The organism is Ruminococcoides sp. (genome assembly GCF_057037865.1).
On sequence record NZ_DBLZMS010000009.1, the window covers coordinates 65,623 to 86,423 of the forward strand.

The 20,801-nt window shown below is 39.0% G+C and carries 23 protein-coding genes; 21 read left to right on the forward strand and 2 right to left on the reverse strand.

The window, feature by feature from the left end:
* Position 1: 1 nt before the first annotated feature.
* Genes hisB through hisE form a run of 4 tightly spaced genes read left to right on the forward strand, consistent with a single transcriptional unit; the run spans position 2 to position 1,967 of the window.
* Positions 2-580, forward strand: a complete 579-nt coding sequence (hisB, locus tag AC2HW8_RS08780) for an imidazoleglycerol-phosphate dehydratase HisB (protein WP_021883055.1) — start codon at positions 2-4, stop codon at positions 578-580.
* Complete coding sequence (hisA, locus tag AC2HW8_RS08785; protein ID WP_117950850.1) at positions 580-1,299, forward strand: 1-(5-phosphoribosyl)-5-[(5-phosphoribosylamino)methylideneamino]imidazole-4-carboxamide isomerase; 720 nt, start codon at positions 580-582, stop codon at positions 1,297-1,299. The genes hisB and hisA overlap by 1 nt, the downstream gene beginning before the upstream one ends.
* Positions 1,300-1,306: 7 nt before the next feature.
* On the forward strand, positions 1,307-1,621 hold the full coding sequence (hisI, locus tag AC2HW8_RS08790) for a phosphoribosyl-AMP cyclohydrolase (RefSeq protein ID WP_015523877.1): 315 nt from the start codon (positions 1,307-1,309) through the stop codon (positions 1,619-1,621).
* Between the two features lie 13 nt (positions 1,622-1,634).
* The gene (gene hisE / locus AC2HW8_RS08795) at positions 1,635-1,967 is read left to right on the forward strand and encodes a phosphoribosyl-ATP diphosphatase (RefSeq protein WP_046432104.1); all 333 of its coding nucleotides are present in this window, start codon (positions 1,635-1,637) and stop codon (positions 1,965-1,967) included.
* Positions 1,968-2,034: 67 nt separating this feature from the next.
* Here hisE and AC2HW8_RS08800 read toward each other — a convergent pair whose 3' ends face one another.
* Positions 2,035-2,274: a hypothetical protein gene (locus AC2HW8_RS08800; protein ID WP_021883058.1), complete on the reverse strand. Its 240-nt coding sequence runs from the start codon at positions 2,272-2,274 to the stop codon at positions 2,035-2,037.
* A 118-nt stretch (positions 2,275-2,392) separates the two neighbouring features.
* Between AC2HW8_RS08800 and mtaB the strand changes: the two genes are divergently transcribed.
* Positions 2,393-3,685, forward strand: coding sequence for a tRNA (N(6)-L-threonylcarbamoyladenosine(37)-C(2))-methylthiotransferase MtaB (mtaB, locus tag AC2HW8_RS08805; RefSeq protein WP_296177725.1), 1,293 nt, complete (start codon positions 2,393-2,395; stop codon positions 3,683-3,685).
* Here the strand turns inward: mtaB and AC2HW8_RS08810 are convergent.
* Positions 3,677-4,909: a glycoside hydrolase family 10-like protein gene (locus AC2HW8_RS08810; protein ID WP_484327436.1), complete on the reverse strand. Its 1,233-nt coding sequence runs from the start codon at positions 4,907-4,909 to the stop codon at positions 3,677-3,679. The genes mtaB and AC2HW8_RS08810 overlap by 9 nt on opposite strands.
* A 23-nt stretch (positions 4,910-4,932) precedes the next feature.
* On the opposite strand from AC2HW8_RS08810, the gene AC2HW8_RS08815 reads away from it, so the two are divergent.
* From AC2HW8_RS08815 to AC2HW8_RS08890, 16 genes are all read left to right on the forward strand, one after another.
* Positions 4,933-5,205: a DUF1294 domain-containing protein gene (locus tag AC2HW8_RS08815; RefSeq protein ID WP_303992041.1), complete on the forward strand. Its 273-nt coding sequence runs from the start codon at positions 4,933-4,935 to the stop codon at positions 5,203-5,205.
* Complete coding sequence (locus AC2HW8_RS08820) at positions 5,198-6,073, forward strand: RluA family pseudouridine synthase (RefSeq protein ID WP_484327437.1); 876 nt, start codon at positions 5,198-5,200, stop codon at positions 6,071-6,073. The genes AC2HW8_RS08815 and AC2HW8_RS08820 overlap by 8 nt, the downstream gene beginning before the upstream one ends.
* Before the next feature lie 498 nt (positions 6,074-6,571).
* On the forward strand, positions 6,572-7,819 hold the full coding sequence (locus tag AC2HW8_RS08825) for a hypothetical protein (RefSeq protein WP_304004350.1): 1,248 nt from the start codon (positions 6,572-6,574) through the stop codon (positions 7,817-7,819).
* Positions 7,816-10,161, forward strand: coding sequence for a hypothetical protein (locus AC2HW8_RS08830; protein WP_484327438.1), 2,346 nt, complete (start codon positions 7,816-7,818; stop codon positions 10,159-10,161). The genes AC2HW8_RS08825 and AC2HW8_RS08830 overlap by 4 nt, the downstream gene beginning before the upstream one ends.
* Positions 10,162-10,187: 26 nt before the next feature.
* Entirely contained in the window at positions 10,188-11,063 is an 876-nt protein-coding gene (locus AC2HW8_RS08835) for an ABC transporter ATP-binding protein (protein WP_021883064.1), read from the forward strand.
* Positions 11,064-11,277: 214 nt separating this feature from the next.
* Positions 11,278-11,406 carry a hypothetical protein gene (locus tag AC2HW8_RS08840; protein WP_278299855.1) on the forward strand — a complete coding sequence of 43 codons (129 nt, stop codon included), beginning with the start codon at positions 11,278-11,280 and terminating at the stop codon, positions 11,404-11,406.
* Between the two features lie 224 nt (positions 11,407-11,630).
* The gene (locus AC2HW8_RS08845; RefSeq protein ID WP_484327439.1) at positions 11,631-12,365 is read left to right on the forward strand and encodes a YveK family protein; all 735 of its coding nucleotides are present in this window, start codon (positions 11,631-11,633) and stop codon (positions 12,363-12,365) included.
* Positions 12,362-13,081 carry a CpsD/CapB family tyrosine-protein kinase gene (locus AC2HW8_RS08850; RefSeq protein ID WP_101069587.1) on the forward strand — a complete coding sequence of 240 codons (720 nt, stop codon included), beginning with the start codon at positions 12,362-12,364 and terminating at the stop codon, positions 13,079-13,081. The genes AC2HW8_RS08845 and AC2HW8_RS08850 overlap by 4 nt, the downstream gene beginning before the upstream one ends.
* 81 nt (positions 13,082-13,162) lie before the next feature.
* Positions 13,163-13,810 carry a sugar transferase gene (locus tag AC2HW8_RS08855; protein WP_118101652.1) on the forward strand — a complete coding sequence of 216 codons (648 nt, stop codon included), beginning with the start codon at positions 13,163-13,165 and terminating at the stop codon, positions 13,808-13,810.
* Positions 13,811-14,204: 394 nt separating this feature from the next.
* Complete coding sequence (locus AC2HW8_RS08860) at positions 14,205-15,452, forward strand: nucleotide sugar dehydrogenase (RefSeq protein ID WP_117950842.1); 1,248 nt, start codon at positions 14,205-14,207, stop codon at positions 15,450-15,452.
* Between the two features lie 16 nt (positions 15,453-15,468).
* On the forward strand, positions 15,469-16,470 hold the full coding sequence (locus AC2HW8_RS08865) for a GHMP family kinase ATP-binding protein (protein WP_117950841.1): 1,002 nt from the start codon (positions 15,469-15,471) through the stop codon (positions 16,468-16,470).
* A 4-nt stretch (positions 16,471-16,474) separates the two neighbouring features.
* Complete coding sequence (gmhB, locus tag AC2HW8_RS08870) at positions 16,475-17,806, forward strand: D-glycero-beta-D-manno-heptose 1,7-bisphosphate 7-phosphatase (RefSeq protein ID WP_117950840.1); 1,332 nt, start codon at positions 16,475-16,477, stop codon at positions 17,804-17,806.
* Between the two features lie 13 nt (positions 17,807-17,819).
* Positions 17,820-18,248, forward strand: a complete 429-nt coding sequence (locus tag AC2HW8_RS08875) for a serine O-acetyltransferase (RefSeq protein WP_117950839.1) — start codon at positions 17,820-17,822, stop codon at positions 18,246-18,248.
* A 7-nt stretch (positions 18,249-18,255) separates the two neighbouring features.
* A complete protein-coding gene (locus AC2HW8_RS08880) occupies positions 18,256-18,906 on the forward strand; it encodes a D-sedoheptulose-7-phosphate isomerase (RefSeq protein WP_117950838.1) in 651 nt (216 codons plus the stop codon).
* 4 nt (positions 18,907-18,910) lie between these two features.
* Positions 18,911-19,663 (forward strand): WecB/TagA/CpsF family glycosyltransferase, encoded by a 753-nt coding sequence (locus AC2HW8_RS08885; RefSeq protein WP_484327440.1) that lies wholly within the window; start codon positions 18,911-18,913, stop codon positions 19,661-19,663.
* On the forward strand, positions 19,664-20,800 hold the full coding sequence (locus AC2HW8_RS08890) for a glycosyltransferase (RefSeq protein ID WP_117950836.1): 1,137 nt from the start codon (positions 19,664-19,666) through the stop codon (positions 20,798-20,800). It abuts the gene before it with no gap.
* Position 20,801: the final 1 nt, after the last annotated feature.

A 20,801-nucleotide genomic window follows, 5' to 3' on the forward strand; every position in this document is an offset into this window, starting at 1 on the left:
TATGCGCAGTGCATATGTTGAGCGTAAAACGAAGGAAACCGACATAAAGCTAAAACTTAATCTTGACGGCGGCGATATTAAAATTGATACAGGCATAGGCTTTTTTGACCATATGCTAAATTCGTTTGCCACTCACGGCAGATTCGGGCTTGAGGTTTCGGTAAAAGGCGACCTTTATGTTGACGAACACCACACCGTTGAAGACACAGGTATAGTTCTCGGCAAAGCATTTGCAGAGGCTCTTTCAACCAAAGAGTCAATTGAGAGATTTGGCAGTTTTTATGTTCCTATGGACGAAGCGCTTGCGTTTGCATCTGTTGACATCAGCGGCAGACCTTATCTTGTATTCGATGCTGATTTTCCGCAGGAAAGATGCGGCGGCTACGACTGTTCAATGACAGTAGAATTTATGCGTGCATTTGCATTTAACGCACAAATCACACTTCACCTCAAATCTGTTTACGGTGACAACTCTCACCATATCACAGAGGCTTTGTACAAGGCTTGCGCACACGCACTCCGCCTTGCAGTAAAGCAAAATTCTTCAAATGTACTTCTTTCTACTAAAGGAGTGTTATAATGATTATTTTACCCGCTATTGACATAAAAGACGGCAATTGCGTCCGTCTTTTCAAGGGTGATTATGCAACCGTTCAGAAGGTAGCAGAGTCCCCGTATATTGCCGCTCAGGGCTTTGCTGACGCAGGTGCAGAGTGGATGCATATGGTTGACCTTGACGGTGCAAAAGATGCAAAGCTTGTTAATGCCGATCTTATTGCGGATGTTGCAAAAGCTTCGGGACTTTCTGTTGAGGTCGGCGGAGGAATCCGTGATATGAAAGCGGTTGAATATTATCTTTCAAGAGGAATAAACCGTGTTATTCTCGGTTCAGCCGCAGTTAAAAATCAGCAGCTTGTTATTGATGCCGTAAAAGAATACGGTGAGAGAATTGTAGTTGGCATTGATGCAAAGGACGGCATGGTTCGTGCAGAAGGTTGGATTGACAATTCGGAAATCAACTACATTGAGCTTGCAAAGCGTATGGAAGATGTCGGAGTAAAGACTATTGTGTTCACAGACATTGATCAGGACGGTACTCTTGCAGGTCCTAACCTTAAACAGCTTAATGACCTTGCTCACGAAGTCAGCTGTAATATTATCGCAAGCGGCGGTGTTGCAGTTCTCAAAGATATCATTAATCTTGCAGAACTCGATGTCTACGGTGCAATCTGCGGTAAGGCTATCTACACAGGTTCGCTCGATTTGAAACAGGCGATCGAAGTAACAAATAAAATCTGAGGTAATTATGGATCTTGATAAATATTTTGTAAAATCCGAACTTATTCCCGCAATTATTCAGGAAAAGTCAACGGGTGAGGTACTTATGCTTGCATATATGAACCGTGAAAGTATGCAAAAAACTTTTGAAACCGGTTACACATGGTTCTGGTCAAGAAGCCGTCAGGAGCTTTGGAACAAGGGTGCAACATCAGGTCATTTACAAAAGGTAATTGATATATATGCCGACTGCGATGACGATACATTGCTCATCACTGTTGAACAGACAGGTGCGGCCTGCCACACGGGAAATCATTCCTGCTTTTTTAAAAAATTAAAATGAGGAGAATTTTAATATGAACGACAGAGAAGTCCTTGAAGCACTTTATGCTACAGTAGAAAACAGACGAGATAATCCAAAAGAGGGTTCATACACTTGCTACCTTCTTGATAAAGGAATTGACAAGATTCTTAAAAAAGTAGGCGAGGAGTGCAGTGAAACAATCATTGCGGCAAAAAATGATGATAACAGCGAAACTGTTTATGAAATTGCAGACCTTATCTATCATCTTACTGTAATGATGGTAAAGCTCGGCATTCCGCTTGAAGATGTTCTTGCCGAACTTGACAAGAGAAGCGAAAAGACAGGAAACCTTAAAAAGTTCCATGTTGTTGACAAAAATTCATAACTAAAAGCACAAACAAAAAGGCCCTATGACTTTGGTCATAGGGCTTAACAGTATGTATATATTATTTTTATGCATTAACAAAAGCAAATTTAGAAATCGCCTGTTTGAGATTATCATCAGGTTCTGATTCAAGAAGAAGTTCAATCGGAATTTTTTCGTCAATTGCAAAAAATCCCATCAACGAATGAGCATCAACAGTATTATCGCCGTTTCTTAGCATCATTACTGTATCCGGAAAGTGAGCAAGAGTTTCAAACATATCGATCATTTCTTTTTTATTTTTAACGGAAACCGGTACAGAAAACAAAATCTCACCTCCATTGTTCATCTAGTCTATATTTTATCATTAATTTTTGTCTAAATCAACAACGAATTAATGAATTTTTGCAATTTCAACTATTTACCCAAAAAAGGATGGTTAGTGAATGAATTTTAATATAATTACACTCGGCTGCAAGGTTAATCAGTATGAATCACAGGCAATGCGTGAAGATATGTTGAAGAACGGATTTCTTCTCTCGGATGACAGGGACAGGGCAGACATAACAATCGTTAACAGCTGTACGGTAACATCCGTAAGTGACGCAAAAAACCGCAAGATTCTCAACCGTGTCCGCCGTGAAAATCCTGACGGAATTGTTATTCTCACCGGCTGTATGCCACAGGCTTTCCCCGAAGAAAGCGAGAACTTTTCAAATTGCGATATCGTACTCGGCAACGCAAAGAGAGCCGAACTCGTTCCTTCAATTTACAAGTTTCTCGAAGAAAAACAGAAATTTGTTCATATAACAGAGCATATCGGAAAAGGCGAAAAATACGAAAACCTTTCCGTATCGTCACTCGGAGAGCATACAAGAGCTTTCATTAAAATTGAGGACGGTTGCAACAGATTCTGTTCTTACTGCATTATTCCGTATGCAAGGGGCAGAGTACGTTCAAAATCTCTCGAAGATTTAAAGGCAGAGCTTATTCAGGTTGCCGCAAACGGTTACCGTGAGGTTGTTCTTGTTGGTATTAACCTTTCCGCCTACGGTCTTGACGAAGATTTTGATCTTGCGGATGCTGTAGAATGTGCTTGTTCCGTTGACGGAATCGACCGTGTAAGACTCGGTTCAATCGAACCCGAAAGAATGGATAAAGAAATGATTGCCCGTCTTGCCGCACAACCAAAGTTCTGTCCGCAGTTTCATCTTTCACTGCAGAGCGGTTGCGATAACACACTCAAAGCAATGAACCGTCACTACAATTGTGCAGAATACGCTGAAATTGTTACAAATCTCAGAAACGCTTTTGAAAACAGTTCTATGACAACCGATGTAATGGTTGGATTTGCTGGTGAAACAGAGGAAGATTTCAACGCATCTCTTAAATTTGTAAAGTCAATCGGCTTTGCAAAGGTGCATATCTTCCCGTATTCACGCCGTAAAGGCACTGTTGCCGATAAAGCACCAAATCAAATTGATCCGCAAATCAAAGAGCAGAGAGCCAAAATTATGGAGCAGGTCTGCGATGAAACCAGAAGGGAATTTCTTAAAGAGCAGGTTGGCCTTTGTGAATCTGTTCTCGTTGAAAGACTTCGTCACGGTTATCTTGAGGGTTACACAAAAAACTACACGCCTGTTCATATTAATTCCGAAGATACAAGTCTCTGCGGTAAAATTATTGATGTGAAAATTACAAAATCATTTGATGACTACTGTGATGCTGAATTAGTTTAAAGCGTTAATCAGATTATTAATCTCTTTTTTTGCAGTATCATCCTCAAGGCTATTATAGCTGTAAAGCATAAAGCCCCTGACAGATTTATTGTTACGCAAAACATCGTATTCATCGGCAAGAATACTGTCACTTAAAAGCCATGTTTCTTCGTCATATTCGCCGTTACCTGCCTTATAACCGCCAAGACCTACATACAGTTTTACATTTTCGTCAAAATCAAGAGATGTCCAGCTGTCAAGGCAATCTTCAAAATTAAGAGCCGGGTTTTCAAGGCTAAAGTAAATTTGCGGACAGATGTAATCTGCAAAGCCTTTGCAGGTACACCACGATTTTACATCGGCATACAATCCGTCATTGTTACCTATATTGCCTTGCGGTGATATGCCGAACTCAACTGACGAATCCACACTTTTTATTGTTCTGTAAACCTTACAAATCAGCGTATTTACATTTTGCATTCGCCAATTATCAAGACTCATAGAGTTTTCTTTACCGTATTTTTCAATATAAGCCTCATACTGCTTTTTATCAAAACTTTCATCCTCAGTAGGGTAGAAGTAGTCGTCAAATTGTATCCCGTCAACATCATAATTTTCCGCAATTTCCTTTACACCGTCACTAATCAGCTGTTGTGCAGTTTCATTTGACGGATCAAGAAAAATTCCGTTATCGGTTTTTATACCTATTTCGGAATTCTTTATGTAAGGATTGTTGTCTGAAAGTTTTTTCGGAGTTTCATTTGAACTGACTCTGTATGGATTAATCCACGCATGAATTTTCAAACTGTTTTCTTTGCATATATCACACATAATTTGCAGTGCGTCATATTGAGGATTTTCACCCTGCGTACCCGTGAGAATATGTGACCACGGAAAATAGCTTGACTTATATAATGCGTCACAAAAGGGGCGTACCTGTACAATAAGCGTGTTGAAACCGCTTTCACGGCATTTTTGTGCTATTTCGGTAAATTTATCTTCAAACGCTTTTTGTGTTTTTGAGCTTTCATTTTCCATAGAAAGCTCCATATACGATACCCACACGCCACGCATTTCTTCATCACTTTCGAGTGTGTCGGCGGTTGCCTTTGATGATAAGGCTGCAATGTTGTTGATATCATTCTGCTTTTTCGGCGGTTTTTCTCTTGTAAATGAGCTTATGCAGATAACGCTTAACATAGCTATTACAGATACAATAATCGGAACAATCTTTTTGTTTTTCAATCAAATCATCCTTTGGAGTTCTCATGGAAATTTTCATCATATACATTTGCATCATCAGCCTGATATCAATTGTTGTAACAGTCTGTGACAAATACTTTGCAATTCACCGCAAATGGAGAGTAAGAGAAAGCACATTGCTGATTCTCTCCGCACTCGGAGGAAGTGTTGCAATGTACATTACAATGCAATTAATCAGACACAAAACAAGACACATTAAATTTATGCTCGGCATACCGATAATATTTATTATTCAGCTGATAATTCTGTTTTTTGTTTGGAGGATGATTTATGTCTGACAGACTGTATTTTTCCGTACATGACGAATGTGACAATATGCTTGCTCAAAGATTTCTGCGTGATAAATGCGGGCTTTCTGCAAGAATAATAACACGACTGAAAAGAGAAAAAGACGGTATTTTGATGGACGGGAAAATTTTAAGAACAATTGACTGTGTGCAAAGCGGAAAAACCGTTTCAATTGCAATTCCCGATGAAAAATGTGAAATTGAACCGACAAAGGGGACACTTGATATAAGATATGAGGATGAACATTTTCTTGTGGTAAACAAACCGCATTCCATGCCTGTTCATCCTGTAAAGCAGCACCAAAGCGATACGCTTGCAAATATTGTTTCGTACTATTGCATTCAAAACGGCAAGCCGTTTGTATTTCGGGCAATTAATCGGCTTGACAAGGATACCTCAGGGCTTGTTCTCATAGCAAAAAACCGTTTTACAGCCAATGCCGTAAAAAATAAAACGCACAAAGTCTATTACGCTTTATGCGAGGGTGAAATAAATATTGAAGGTATAGTTGATAAGCCAATGGATTTGCGTGATGATTCCAAAATGGTGCGAATTGTCCGTGATGACGGAATGAAAGCAGTTACGCACTATAAACCGCTTGTTACAACAAAAGATTTTACATTGCTTGAATTGTGGCTTGAAACCGGCAGAACACATCAAATTCGGTGTCATATGGCTTATTTAGGGCATCCGCTTATGGGTGATGACTTGTACGGCGGAAAGCTTGATAAAATTTCAAGGCAGGCACTTCATTGTGCAAGGCTTGAATTTTATCATCCGATAAAAAATGAATACATTACGGTTACTGCCGAAATTCCCGAAGATATGCAGTATGTAATAAACAACAAAGAGGATTGAACAATAAAAAGGTTCAATCCTCTTTAAAACTTACAAACTTTTATTGACAATGTCCGGACAAAAAAATCTATGTGCGTTCCTCACACTTGCAATGACAGCAACATTATTTGCCGGTTGTTCCGGACATTCCGATTCATAGGATTGTACTACTATCTTCCAAACGGTTTGCAACAGTGGGCTTTTGTATATCTTATATTTGGTCTGTTTGTACCTATATTGATTAGCATTATTTTAAATAATTATGTTATATTGCACAAAAATGCATAATAAAATTTGTTATAAATAATATCTAAAAAATCATTGTGCTTATACTCTTGATATGTTAAAATATCTTATATAAATAAAATGATTAGTGAATATAATCATAACGACAAAGCTATATTGCAAATATAAAATATTGAAAATTGCTTAATTTTAAATTACAGAAGTAGAGAATTGATTTAAAAATATAAATTCCAAAAATTGTTTTAAAAAAGAAAAACTGTGAGAGGTATTCCAATGAAGAAAACAACTGCAATGATGGCATTACTTTTAATAATTTGTGCTGCTGTATTTTTTTATGGCTGTACGAATAAATCTTCATACTCAAATTCCGATGATGCATATATAAATTATGCAACAGATATGCAGCTAATGTACCATATTGGCGGAAATGCACCTATGACAAAATCAGATAAAGGTTATTATTATATCGGTGAGGACGGAATCGTGATTTTTATTGATAAAGAAACAAAAAAGGCTACTCCTCTTTGTTCAAAACCAAATTGTACTCACGATGACCCTGAAACTTGCGATGCTTATTTAAACTTAACGGAGATGCCCCAAATACAATATAATGACGGATATTTGTATGCTTTATGCGGAGAGTATGACAAGAGCTATATAAATTACAATACATATCTTATGCGTATGAAGCCTGATGGAAGCCAAAGGGAAAATCTTACGGGAAACTTTAATTTTTATGCTTTTGAATGGTTCATACACAGGGGATATTTTTATTGCTCTACTGATTCATCAGTAATCAGAATACCTCTTGATTCACCTAAATCAGAACCGCAGATTCTATACAAAACGGATTACTATATTGAGTCCGGCTTGAGAGCTGTTTCTCAAATATGCGCGTATAAGAATTATTTTTACTTTACTGCCGACGAGAGAAATGAAAAAGAGGAAGGACCCGGTTTAAGTATCAAATGTATCAATTTGGATACATTAGAGATTAATGACATTCCTAAAGCTAAAGGCTATCAGGTGTCTTATAATTTCTTTTTAGACGACACAATGATTGCGTCCTATTACGATAAAAATTCGGATGAAAATGTTTATCTTAAATGCGATTTGGATGGAAATGTAAAGGAAAGCTTTTTCACAATAGCTCATAAAGATAATTTGCAATATTCAACCGATGGAAAATACATATATGGTGATAATTGTGTGCAGGTTACTAGAAAAGATGCAGAAAAACAGATTATTACGGTTTACGATTTAAATATGAATGAGATAGATTCGTATGTTCCGCCTGAATTTGAAAATAAAGTATGCAATAATATTAATCCACAGGATAATGAATATTTTATTTTTGAATCTGTAGATGATAACGGAGAACGAATTTTAGCTATGGCGGATAAAAGTCAACTCGGCTCAATCGGCGGCGAAACTATAAAATTCACCAAGCTTTGCAAGCTGAAATGGGCTGAAAAGAAGGACAGCAATTACTATGTAGAGGGACAGGCGAGAGTTGAATGAGAATTGCAGGTAGCGAATATTTAAAGCTGTTTTCAAACAAAATATTTCTTATTTGCATCATCGCCTTTTTCTGTGCTGATTCTCTGTTTTTCGTAATGCTTCAATCCTCTGATTATGAAAATTCGGCAATTTCAAGTGATGTCGGGGCATATGAACAGCTTATTCGGGAATGTAACGGCGCAGAGGATAAAAATGCGTTCTTTGAAAGCAAGAACACGGAGATACAGATTGCACAAATTCTTTTGCACAACGGAAATGCAGATGTATACAGGAAAAAATATCCAAAGCTGTATGACAATGCGGCAGGCTTGGACTTGAACGATGATGAGCTGTTTAACCGCTCGGTTATGCTAAGCAACATACAGGCTCAGCTCTCTCACATAGACAGCTATGAAGAGTTTATTTCCAATATGAAGTCGAGAGCCGAGCAACAGAGCAGCTTTTCCATTTTTGCAGAGCCGGACAGCTTTTCGTTCAGAAATATTGAAAAAACTCCCATGGATTTTGCCGAGGTTAAAGGTGTTAAGCCCATCCTCGGCAACAACAAGGCGGTTGAAGCCGCAACCTCATATGAGGTTTCAAGCTATATTTTGCTGATTATCGTATTACTTGTCAATATTTTGATGTTCTCCGTTGAAAGAGAAAAGGGACTTTATGTTCTTGTGCGGTCAACGGCAAAGGGCAGACTGTCAACAATAGCCTGCAAGCTCTTGGTTGTTTTGAGCGTTACGGCGGTTGTTAGTCTGCTGTTCTATGCGAGCAACATTATGATGGCAGGCACAGTCTACGGCTTTGGAGATTTGAGCCGCCCCGTGCAGTCGAGCGAGCTGTTTTTAAACTGCGCATTAAATGTTACAATGCTTGAATACCTGATTTTGTGGGTACTCGGCAAAACGCTTTTGCTCTGCTCTCTGTCAATGCTCACGGCATTTTTATTCGTGGTCATCAAGTCCTCCGCAAAGACCTATTTAATCTTGGCGGCGGCACTGATTTTTGAATTTTCCTGCTTCATTTTCATTGACGGTAGCTCTGTGTTGGCTTCGCTAAAATTTATAAATATTTTCTACCTTATCAGCGGCAACAATATTTTCGGCTGTTATCAGAATGTCAATATTTTTTCACAGCCGATTAACATAATCACCGTTTTCATCGGCTTAGCTATAGCTCTCTTCGTTGTCGGAGTTTTTGGAACGACATTGGCGTTTTCAAGGCTGTCACAGCATAACGGAAAGCTCGTTTTGCTCGACAGGCTTATGTCACGGCTCGGACGGTTTAAGAAAATCAACGGAAGTGTGAGAATATACAGCGGCGAGGCTTACAAGCACTACAAAACCTCCTTCGCCCTCGTCGCAGTAATTATCCTCGTGGCTCTCGGCTTTGTCAGCTACAATGATGATTTGAGTATTATATTCATAAGTCCTCAGGAAAGCGCCTATGACACCTATATGCAAACGCTTGAGGGTGAGCTTGACGAGGAAAAGTATGATTTTATCGAGAGTGAAAGAGCTTATTTTGAGGAGCTTGCAAGAGAAGCCGAGGAGATTTCAGCCGACAACACGATTTCGGCTGAGGAAAAAACGAACAGGCTCAATACCATTGATGGTATTTTAAGCATAAGAGGAATGGCATTTGAGGACATTTGCGCTCAGCTTGAATATGTTAACGGAAAGGCTGAGCTGACGGGCGAAAAGCCTGCACTTGTCAATGAAGTGGTGAACAAGCGGCTGACTATGGACACCTTTAGGGAGTGGGAGTATTTTGCTCTGCTCTTAGCCGTGGTTATCTTCTGTACCTCCAACATTTTGGCGATTGAATACAAGACCTCTATGGTTAACTTGATTTCGGCAAATAAGCACGGCAAAGCGAGGCTGTTGATTATAAAGCTCTTAACCGTCCTGATTACCACGGTGATTTCCTATATCTTAATCTATCTGCCGTATATGCTCAACTTTATCAAGACCTTCGGCACGGCATCATTTGATTTACCGCTTGCATATTCAAGAGATTTTTCGGCTCTGACAAGCGGCATAACCGTGGGCGGATATATTCTTGCTCTCGGCTTTGTTCATCTGCTTGCGGCAGTCGGCGCAACGGCTTTGGTCTATCTGCTCTCCTACATATTTAAAAATCAGTTTGTGACAATGATAATTTCAAGCGGCTTGCTCCTTATACCCTGCGTGGTGTTCATTGATAACAGCAAAATCCGTATGGTATCGGCATTTTCAAATAATGCTCAGACAGCCGTTATCGGCATAATCACCGCCGTTTGTCTGCTGATAATCGCAGTATCGGCTCTGATTATCTTTGTCCCCAAGCGCAAAAGTACGAAATTTATAATTTAAGTTTCAAGGCAAAAGAGGTTGTAAATATGGAATTAGCTTTAAATTGTATCAGCAAAACCTATAAAAAGGGCTCGGTAAAGGCGCTTGATAATTTCAGCGTTACCTTAACTCCGGGAGTATACGGCTTGCTCGGACCGAACGGAGCAGGCAAGTCCACGCTGATGAACATTATCACCGACAACCTCAATGCCGACGGCGGAGAGGTGGTTTACGGCGGTGAAAATATCAAAAAGCTCGGCAAGGATTACCGAGCCGTACTCGGCTATATGCCCCAACAGCAGGGCTTGTATGATGATTTCACCCTCAACCGCTTTTTGTGGTATATGGCGGCTTTAAAGGGCTTAAAAAAGAAAGAAGCCAAGGAAAAGATCACTCAGCTTCTTGAAACGGTCAATCTGACAGATGCCGCACATAAAAAGTTAGGCTCGTTTTCGGGCGGTATGAAGCAGAGAGCCTTGATTGCTCAAGCGCTTCTGAACAATCCCGAAATCCTGATTTTGGACGAACCCACGGCAGGACTTGACCCGAAGGAGAGAATACGCATACGCAACTTCATCAGCGAGATTGCCGAGGATAAAATTGTCCTAATCTCCACCCATGTTGTGTCGGATATTGAGTTTATCGCAAAGGAGATTATTTTGCTTAAAAAAGGTCAGCTCATCTCCCACGATTCCCCGAATAAGTTGACAAAGGAGCTTGAAAATAAAGTCTTTGAGGTCGAAATTCAAAGGGAAGATTTAAAATATTTTCAAGACAATTACCGTGTTTCAAATCTCTGTCACAACGACAACAGCATAATAGTCCGCATCGTGACCGATAACCCGCCGACAGACTGCCAATACACAACCGCAAAACCAACTCTTGAAGATTTGTACCTCTATATTTTTGAACAAGGAATGTGATATTAAAATTATTGCCGACAAGTAATGGCGTTCTATGCTAATACTTGTCAGTGTTTTTATGCACTTTTTACATAAAATCGGAATGGCAAAACGGAATATAAATACAAAAATCCTCATATGCCGATAGTGTGGATAGGCTTTGCAATATTTATGTTGCTATGCAAAGGCTTTACAACACAGCTTGTTTCAATATGGTTTGTTTTCGGCTCGGTTTATGTTTACGGATTTAAGCGATATTGATGAAACAGCTCAGGCAAAGGTCGGTGCCGAAATATGGACAGTAAAGTCCGATAAAGCACCGCATTCAAAAGGAACAAAAAGCAAGGCAACTGTACTTACATAACTTTCTCTACGAAAAGCCTTTATGTGTTTATGGTGATAATTACTAATTTCTTGATATCTTAGTGTACAATAATAAATTAGTCACACAAACTTTGTCAATAGTGGGAAAAAATAAAATATTGTTGTTGAAATAAATTGGATATTGGATTATAATAATAACTAATAATGCAGAAAAATGCAGAAAAATGCAGAAAACGAATGAATATGTAAAACGGAGGTAGTTCTATGGAAGAAAAGGATGAAATTATTATTTCATTGTCAGATGTATGGAATATTATTAAGAAAAATGCAGCTTTTATTATCGTAGTTACGCTTATTTGTGCTATCGGAAGCTTTTTCATAACAAGATATTTTATTCCAAAGTCATACACGTCTTCAATTCAGTTATATGTTGATACGTCAAATGATGATGAAAATAAAAACAACCTCAATATACTTTCTGAGCAAACCTATGCACAGAATCTTGTTGCTACATATATTAAAATGCTGAACACAAATACTTTTTACACAGAGCTTTCCGAGCGTATAAACAACAAATATACCGCTAAACAGCTTAGCGAAATGGTTTCTTTCAGCAGTGACGAAAAGACAGAGATATTTGACGCTAAGGTTACTACTCCTTCTCCAAATGATTCAAAGCTTATAGCTGATGCGGTTGGAAAGGTTGCACCTGAGGCTATTTCAAGACTTAAATCCAAAGCAACGCTAAAAATAGTTGATTATGCTCAGTTGCCTACTGCTCCTTCATCTCCGAATGAAATAAAGAACGTAATAATTGCAATGATAGCAGGACTTGTTATATCTGTCGGAATTTCATTGCTCAGAGCGTTCCTTGATAAGAAGATGAGATACAACGAGGAAATGACTATGATTGGAGATATTCCAATTCTTGCAGCTATTCCAAAATTTGACGCAGTAAATAAATCTAACAAAAAAAAAGATAAGAGGGAGTCAGTATGAAAAAATATCCAAAAAGAGGCTCTTTTCAAGATGTAAAACTCAATGCAGAAGCTGTCGGCTTTCAGATTAAAGAGTCTTATAAAAAAGCAAGAACAAATATTGCTTATTCAATTGTAAAAAAAGGCTGTAAAATGGTATCTGTTACAAGCTCTGCAAAATCCGAAGGAAAGACTATTACTGCAGTTAATATAGCTATTGCACTTGCACAGCAGGTTGATACCAGGGTACTGATTATTGATTGTGATTTGAGAAGACCTCGAATTCAATCGGTGCTTGAAATACCTGTTGACAAGGGAATTACAAATTACCTCAATTTTGAATGTGAGGTATCTGATATAGTTTACACTTCTAAATTGGACAATCTTGACGCTATCTGTTGCGGTACGATTCCTCCGAACCCGTCGGAGCTTTTATCAAGTGACAATATGAAAGAATTAATCAAAGAACTTTCAAAACAATATGATTATATTATATTTGATACTCCGCCAATTGGCGTAGTAATTGACGCTTTACCTATAATAAAGCAAACTGACGGTGTTGTTGTTATAGTCAGAGATAATGTTACCGACATCAGGGACTACAAAAAAACAATTGATATTCTCAAACGCTCCGAAGCTAATATTATCGGTGTTATATTTAATGATGTTGAGCCTGTCGGTAAACGCAAATACGGCGGAGGATACAAATACGGTTACTACGGCGAATACGGCTATTAATTTTTTTGTTAGAGGGGTGTAGTTTTGGCGAAAAGAATGTATGCAAATGAAAGAAAAAACAATATTTTCGAAAAAAAGGTTATGCCTGAAAATAATATTTATTATGCAACCTTAAAAACAAGACACGGTTACCGGTGCTTAAGAAGATTTCAGGATATTTTGTTCTCTCTGATAGCTATTATTGTTCTTTCTCCCGTTATGCTGATTACAGTTATTTCTATCATTATTGATGATCCCAAAGGAGGTCCTGTTTTTTCGCAGATAAGAGTGGGAAAAAACGGTAAAGAGTTTAAAATGTATAAATTTCGCTCAATGGTTGTTGATGCGGAAGACAGGCTTAAGGAACTGCTGGAAGAAAATGAAATGGATGGACCTGTTTTTAAAATTGCCGATGATCCGAGAATTACAAGAGTCGGAAAATTTATAAGAAAAACAAGTATTGATGAGCTTCCACAGCTTTTTAATATTCTAAAAGGAGATATGAGCATTGTGGGACCTCGTCCTGCTTTGCCCAGAGAGGTTGAGCAATATTCTGCTTATCAAGCCCAGCGATTGTTTATTACACCTGGTCTTACGTGTTATTGGCAAATTCAGCCAAACAGAAATGACATTTCTTTTGATGAATGGGTCGAGATGGATATACAGTATATCCGTGAACGCAGTTTTCTTGTGGATTGGAAAATCATATTTAAAACAATTATCGCAGTTCTTACTAAACAAGGAAGATGATTTGGGAGGTACATATGAAAGGCATAATTTTAGCAGACGGGTCGGGTACCCGACTTTATCCGCCATGTGGCAGGTAAGCCGACAAAGTGATATTACCGATTTTGAAGAAGTTGTAAAACCGGATTGAATGATATATACAGTTTTAACAAGATTCATGCACTGACAGTGTTCGATTCAACAATCCAACACTTAGAAAAAACATCATTGCAGGGTATACAGGGTTCGACTGTATAAAACAAGGGCAATATGATTGTCGGGGTAATTGGATACGACAGCATAAGAAAACACTTAGCCGTGTGAACGGTAAGAGGAATTAGAGAGAAAGGCCATCCATATGGATGTGTACATAGAAAATTAGAGGATATGCCCGATGAGGGTCGGAGGAGTAAATAACATGAAGAATTACAAAATCGCCGTTGCGGGCACTGGTTATGTGGGTTTGTCAATTGCCACACTGCTTTCTCAGCATCATCAGGTAACTGCAGTTGATATTGTTCCAGAGAAGGTTGAGATGATCAACAATCACAAGTCCCCAATTCAAGATGATTATATTGAAAAGTACCTTGCAGAGAAGAAACTGAATTTGACCGCAACACTTGATGCAAAGGCTGCATACTCTGATGCTGACTTTGTTGTAATTGCGACCCCTACAAACTACGATAGCCACACTCAGCACTTTGACACATCTGCAGTTGAAGTTGTGATCAAGCTGGTTATGAAATATAATCCAAACGCCATCATGGTCATCAAATCTACTATTCCTGTGGGATATACCGCAAGTGTGCGTGAGAAGTTTGGCAGCAAGAACATCATCTTCAGCCCGGAGTTCTTGCGTGAGTCCAAGGCCCTATATGACAACCTGTATCCGAGCCGTATCATTGTTGGCACTGATCTGAACGATGAGCGATTGGTAGAGGCGGCACACGAGTTCGCTGGTCTGCTGCAAGAAGGTGCTATCAGGGAGAACATCGACACTCTGTTCATGGGTTTCACCGAGGCAGAGGCTGTTAAACTGTTCGCCAATACATATCTGGCCCTGCGCGTGGCTTACTTCAACGAACTGGACACCTATGCAGAGAGCAAGGGGCTGAATACCCAGCAGATTATCGATGGTGTCTGCCTTGATCCGCGTATCGGTAGCCATTACAATAACCCGTCCTTTGGTTATGGCGGCTACTGCCTGCCCAAGGACACCAAGCAGCTGCTGGCGAACTACGCTGATGTTCCAGAGAACCTGATTGAAGCAATCGTTGAGAGTAATAGAACAAGAAAAGACTTCATTGCAGACCGTGTTCTGAAACTGGCTGGCTACTACGGCTATGATGCAGAAAATGAGTTTGATGAAGACAAGGAGAAAAATGTCACTATTGGTGTTTACCGTCTGACCATGAAGAGTAACAGCGATAATTTTCGCCAGAGCTCTATTCAGGGTGTCATGAAGCGCATCAAGGCAAAGGGTGCCACGGTTGTGATTTATGAGCCGACACTGAAAGACGGTGAAACCTTCTTTGGATCAGTAGTGGTTAATGATCTGGCTAAGTTCAAGGAAATGAGCCACGCCATCATCGCAAACCGCTATGACAAGTGCCTAGATGATGTGAAGGATAAGGTTTACACCAGAGATATTTTTCAGAGAGATTAACAAGGTGGGAAAAACTATGATTATTACACAAACACCTTTCCGTATGTCCTTTTTTGGTGGCGGAACAGATATGGAAAGCTTTTTTAGAGAAAATGGTGGCTCTGTTTTGTCTACCACATTTGATAAGTATTGTTATGTGAATGTAAGACACCTGCCTCGTTTTTTTGATTACTCTACTGAGTTGTCTTACTCAAAGACTGAGCGTGTGACAAGTATTGATGACATTCAGCATCCAGCAATTCGTAATGCGATGAAGATGCTGGATATGCACGAAATTCGTCTTACATATGAAGCTGATCTTCCTGCACGTTCTGGGTTAGGAACATCAAGTTCTTTTGCAGTAGGAATGCTGAATGCCTTTTATGCGCTAAAAGGAAAATATGCTGATAAGAAAAAATTGGCAGATGAAGCAATTTATCTGGAGCGAAATTTGTGTCAGGAAGCAGGTGGCTGGCAGGATCAGATTGCAGCATCATTTGGTGGATTTAATCGTATCAACTTTAATGCGGATGGATATGAAGTCCTACCTGTGATCATTTCACCTGAGAGAAAGAAGCAGCTAAATCAAAATTTAATGATGTTTTTTACTGGTTTTACTCGGTTTTCTTCTGAGGTTCAGAAAGCGAATGCAGCAGATAAGGTTGATAAAACAGCACAGTTAAGAGAAATGCTGTCATTGGTTGATGATGCAGAGAAAGTTTTAACGGATAAGGAAAAGAATCTTGACGATTTTGGTAGACTGTTGGATCACACATGGAAACTTAAGCGTCAGACGGGATCTGCTGTTTCTACAAATAGCATTGATGAACTTTACGCAAAAGGTATTGCTGCCGGCGCGTTGGGCGGAAAACTTCTCGGCGCTGGTGGTGGTGGGTTCCTTGTATTTTATGTACAGCCAGAACATCAAGATGCAGTTCGTTTGGCAATGCGCGACCTACTCTATATTCCGTTCAAATTTGAAGATGGTGGAACACGTGTAATCCATTATACACCGGAAGACTATACACCGAAGGATTGAAAACATGAAAGTAGTGATTATGGCAGGCGGGAAAGGCACTCGTATTTCCTCTGTAGCGAGTGATATTCCTAAGCCGATGATAAAAATTGAAGGCATTCCGGTGTTGGAACGAGAAATCAAATGTCTGAAAGATCAGGGATTTGATGACATTATTATGACGGTAAGTCACCTGGGAAATATCATTATGGATTACTTTGGTGATGGTTCTGAAAACTCTCCAGCAACAGGAAAGCCGTTTGGCGTACATATTGAGTACTATTTTGAAAAAGAGCCACTCGGCAATGCCGGTGCGCTGTTTAAAATTAAGGATAAGCTGACATCTGATTTTTTGCTTTTAAATGCAGATGCGATGTTTGATGTGGACTTTAATCGATTTGTTGCTTTTCACCGGAAGCGTGACGGATTGGTTACACTTTTTACGCATCCGAATAGTCATCCCTACGATAGCGGACTAATTGTTGCGGATAAAAATGGCGCAGTTGAAAAGTGGTTGGCCAAGGAGGATGCACGGCCACAGTACTACAGAAATCGTGTGAATGCAGGTTTACATGTTATTAATCCTAAAGTACTGGAGATTTCCGGTATTGATGCCGATTCGGTAGGGAAGATTGGCGAGGATGGTAAGCCTGTAAAAGTTGATTTGGATCGTCAGTTGTTAAAACCGTTAGCAGGAACAGGAAAGATGTTCTGCTATGACAGTCCAGAGTATGTCAAAGATATGGGTACTCCAGAACGATATTATTCCGTTTGTTCGGATTATAAAGAGGGCAGAGTCTCTGGAAAGAATCTAAGAAACAAACAAAAGGCATTATTCCTTGACCGGGATGGAACCATTAACAAATATGTTGGGTTTCTTAGAAATATAGATGATTTTGAATTGATTGATGGTGTTGCACCGGCAATCCAGAAGATTAATGAATCTGGTTATCTAGCTATTGTCGTGACAAATCAGCCAGTTATTGCCCGTGGAGAAGTGTCTTTTGATGAACTTGAAGAAATTCATAATAAGATGGAAACACTCCTTGGAAAAGAAGGCGCATATTTGGATGCTATTTATTATTGCCCGCATCACCCTCATAAGGGATATGAAGGGGAGCGTCCGGAACTGAAAATTGAATGTAAGTGTCGTAAACCAAAGCCAGGAATGCTGTTGAAAGCGGCAGAAGAGTTTAACATAGATTTGTCACAGTCATGGATGATCGGTGATGGTGAAAACGATGTTATAGCTGGTATCAATGCTGGATGCAAGACGGTGCTTTTGAGTGATGATGATAAAAACTATGGTCAGACAGAAACGATGAAGTCTCTGGATGAATTCACAAAATCTTTGTTTTGAGGAGAAAACATAGATGAATAAATTATGGAGGATTGGAAATCACCTTTCAAAAATGGGGTGGGTGCCACGAAAAATATCAAGGATTCTTGAATTAATAAATCATCTGATTTGTGCCTGTTCAGTATCTATTGATGCCGAAATAGGTAATCGGACAATTTTTTACCATAGAGGGATTGGTTGTGTGGTACATCCAAAAGCCGTTATAGGTGAAGATTGTAAAATATTTCAGGGTGTAACAATCGGAAGCAAATGGTCTAAAGCAAGTTGCTTGGGTGAAGCACCTCGCATTGGAAATAATGTAATGATAGGTGCGGGTGCCGTAATTCTAGGAAATATCACAATTGGGGATGATTCTATTATTGGTGCAAACGCTGTTGTTACACATAGTATACCTAAAAATTCACTTGCGGTAGGTGTTCCAGCAATAATTAAGAAGTTGTGAGGGAAGAATGAAAACAGAAATTTATAAACACATTGAAGTGCTTGTTAATAGATACCCAGTATTAAACTCTGTCAAAGATGAAATTGTAGAAGCATATTTTTTGCTTGTCGAGTCATATAAGAATGAAGGCAAATTATTGATTGCTGGAAACGGTGGATCAGCTGCGGATGCAGAACATATTGTTGGAGAGTTGATGAAAGGTTTTAAACTCCCTAGAAAACTAAATGAAAATTTCACAGATAAGCTTATTAGTGAAAATGAAGAGCTTGGGACTGTTCTGGCAGAAAGCTTGCAAGGCGCGCTGCCTGCTATTGCATTAGATGGACATCCTGCATTGTCTACTGCGTACATGAATGATTGTGAACCGCTTCTGTGTTTTGCACAGCAAGTAAATGGCTATGGTAAAGCGGGAGATGTGTTTTTAGGCATTTCTACGAGTGGTAACAGTAAAAATATATTGTATGCTGCTACTACTGCACATGCGAAAGGCATGAAAGTAATAGGTTTGACCGGTGCAAAAGATAGTAAGTTGACGCAGATGAGCGATGTATGTATTAAGGTTCCGCAGACTGAAACGTATATGATTCAGGAATTGCATTTGCCAGTTTACCATTGCTTGTGTTTGATGCTAGAAGATGAATTTTTTGGGGAGAACTGATGTGATGAAAAAACAGGTTCTGCTTAATACATATATAAATAATGTAACAATGACGGAAACGATTGCGGATATTGAGCAGATGATTAAAGGTAATAAAAAATCGTATGTGGTCGCAATTAACGTCGATGTTGTGATGAAAATAGAAGACGATTCATATCTGAAAAAAGTTGTGGATGATGCAGATATGGTTTTAGTTGATGGTAAACCTTTAGTTTGGATTTCAAAATTACATGGTAAACCACTGAAAGAAAAAATCTCTGGTTCTGATTTAGTCCCCTTGCTTTGTGAAGTGGCTGCTGAAAAAGGATATAAGATTTTTATTATTGGTGGTAAGGATGGTATTGCAGAACAGGCCAAACAGAAACTTGAAGTTAAACATCCCAATATTAGAATTGTTGGAACCTATGCACCACCATTTGAGTTTGAAAAAAACGATGGCGAATTAAATAAAATCAATCAGATGATTTCAGAGATGCATCCAGATCTGCTGATTGCTTGTTTTGGTTGCCCTAAACAGGAAAAATGGATATATGAGAACATCGAAAAATATGATGCCAAGGTATCAATTTGTGCCGGTGCTACAGTTGACTTTCTTGCGGGTAATGTAAAACGTGCACCTCGTTGGATGAGTGAGCATGGGTTGGAATGGTTTTACCGTTTTTTGCAGGAACCAAAGAGAATGTTTAAACGATATTTTGTGGATGACATTAAGATTGTGAAATTGATTTTTAAGTATGCAAAAAAAGGAGAAGAATGAATGGATAGCGAAAACAACATTAAGATTCTTCACTTTTTGCCTCGCTGGGACAATGGAGGCATGGAGCATGCAGCGTTAGATATTGTCACTCATTTTGAGGGAACCTGTACTTATGAGATTTGTACGGCATTTCTTGAATCTGAATTTGCAGTTGATGATTTGAAAAAAAGAGGAATAAAATTCACTACACTCTATCAGAACAGAGAATACAGTTTTAAAGACTGTGTAAAAGGACTGCACAACTATTTGAAGGAAAATAAATATGATATTGTACATTGTCATGTGAACAATGCGATAGGGTTGATTTTTGCGGCTGTCTCGAAGCGTGCAGGGGTGAAAAGAGTAGTTATACACACACACAATAATTCTTTTGGAGCAGGAAATCTGGCACTGAAAAAGCTGCTGAGGATTATATCAATAGGGGTGTTTGGGAGCATACCAGATCTTTATTTGGCGTGTTCAGAGGAAGCGGGAAAGTGGACGTTTGGTACAGGTATAGAAAGAAAGGAAAATTATCATGTGATCTATAATGGAATAGATCAACGCAAGTTTCTTTATAATATGGAGAAACGAAATAAATTAAGGAAATACTATTCATTAGCAGATAAATTTATTGTAGGGCATATCGGACACTTTAATTACCAAAAAAATCAGGCTTTTTTGTTGCAGACCATTCAAGATGTGTGCAGAAAGATTCCAAATGTCTGCTATTTCTTTGTGGGAACGGGAGAAACAAAAAATGATTTTTTGAAGGAAGTGAAGGATAAACATCTTGAACCCTTTGTCACGGTGATTGATGCAGTAAATAATACACAGGATTATTATTCCATGTTTGATGTTTTTGCATTTCCGTCACATTTTGAAGGGTTTGGGATTGTAATGATAGAGGCGCAGATGAGTGGCCTTCCAGTTGTGTGCTCAGAAAATGTCCCAAAGGAAACAGCGATAACACAGAATGTTGAATATTTGTCGATTGATACTAAGGAAAGTGTACAGCTTTGGGCGAAGGCAATCGTGAATTGCAAAAATAAAATGCAGGAAGTAAACCGTACTGAGTCAATGCTATGCGCAAAATACGATATAACAGAGATTTCAAAGAAAATTGAAGGATATTATGAGAATTTGATGGAGAGATAAT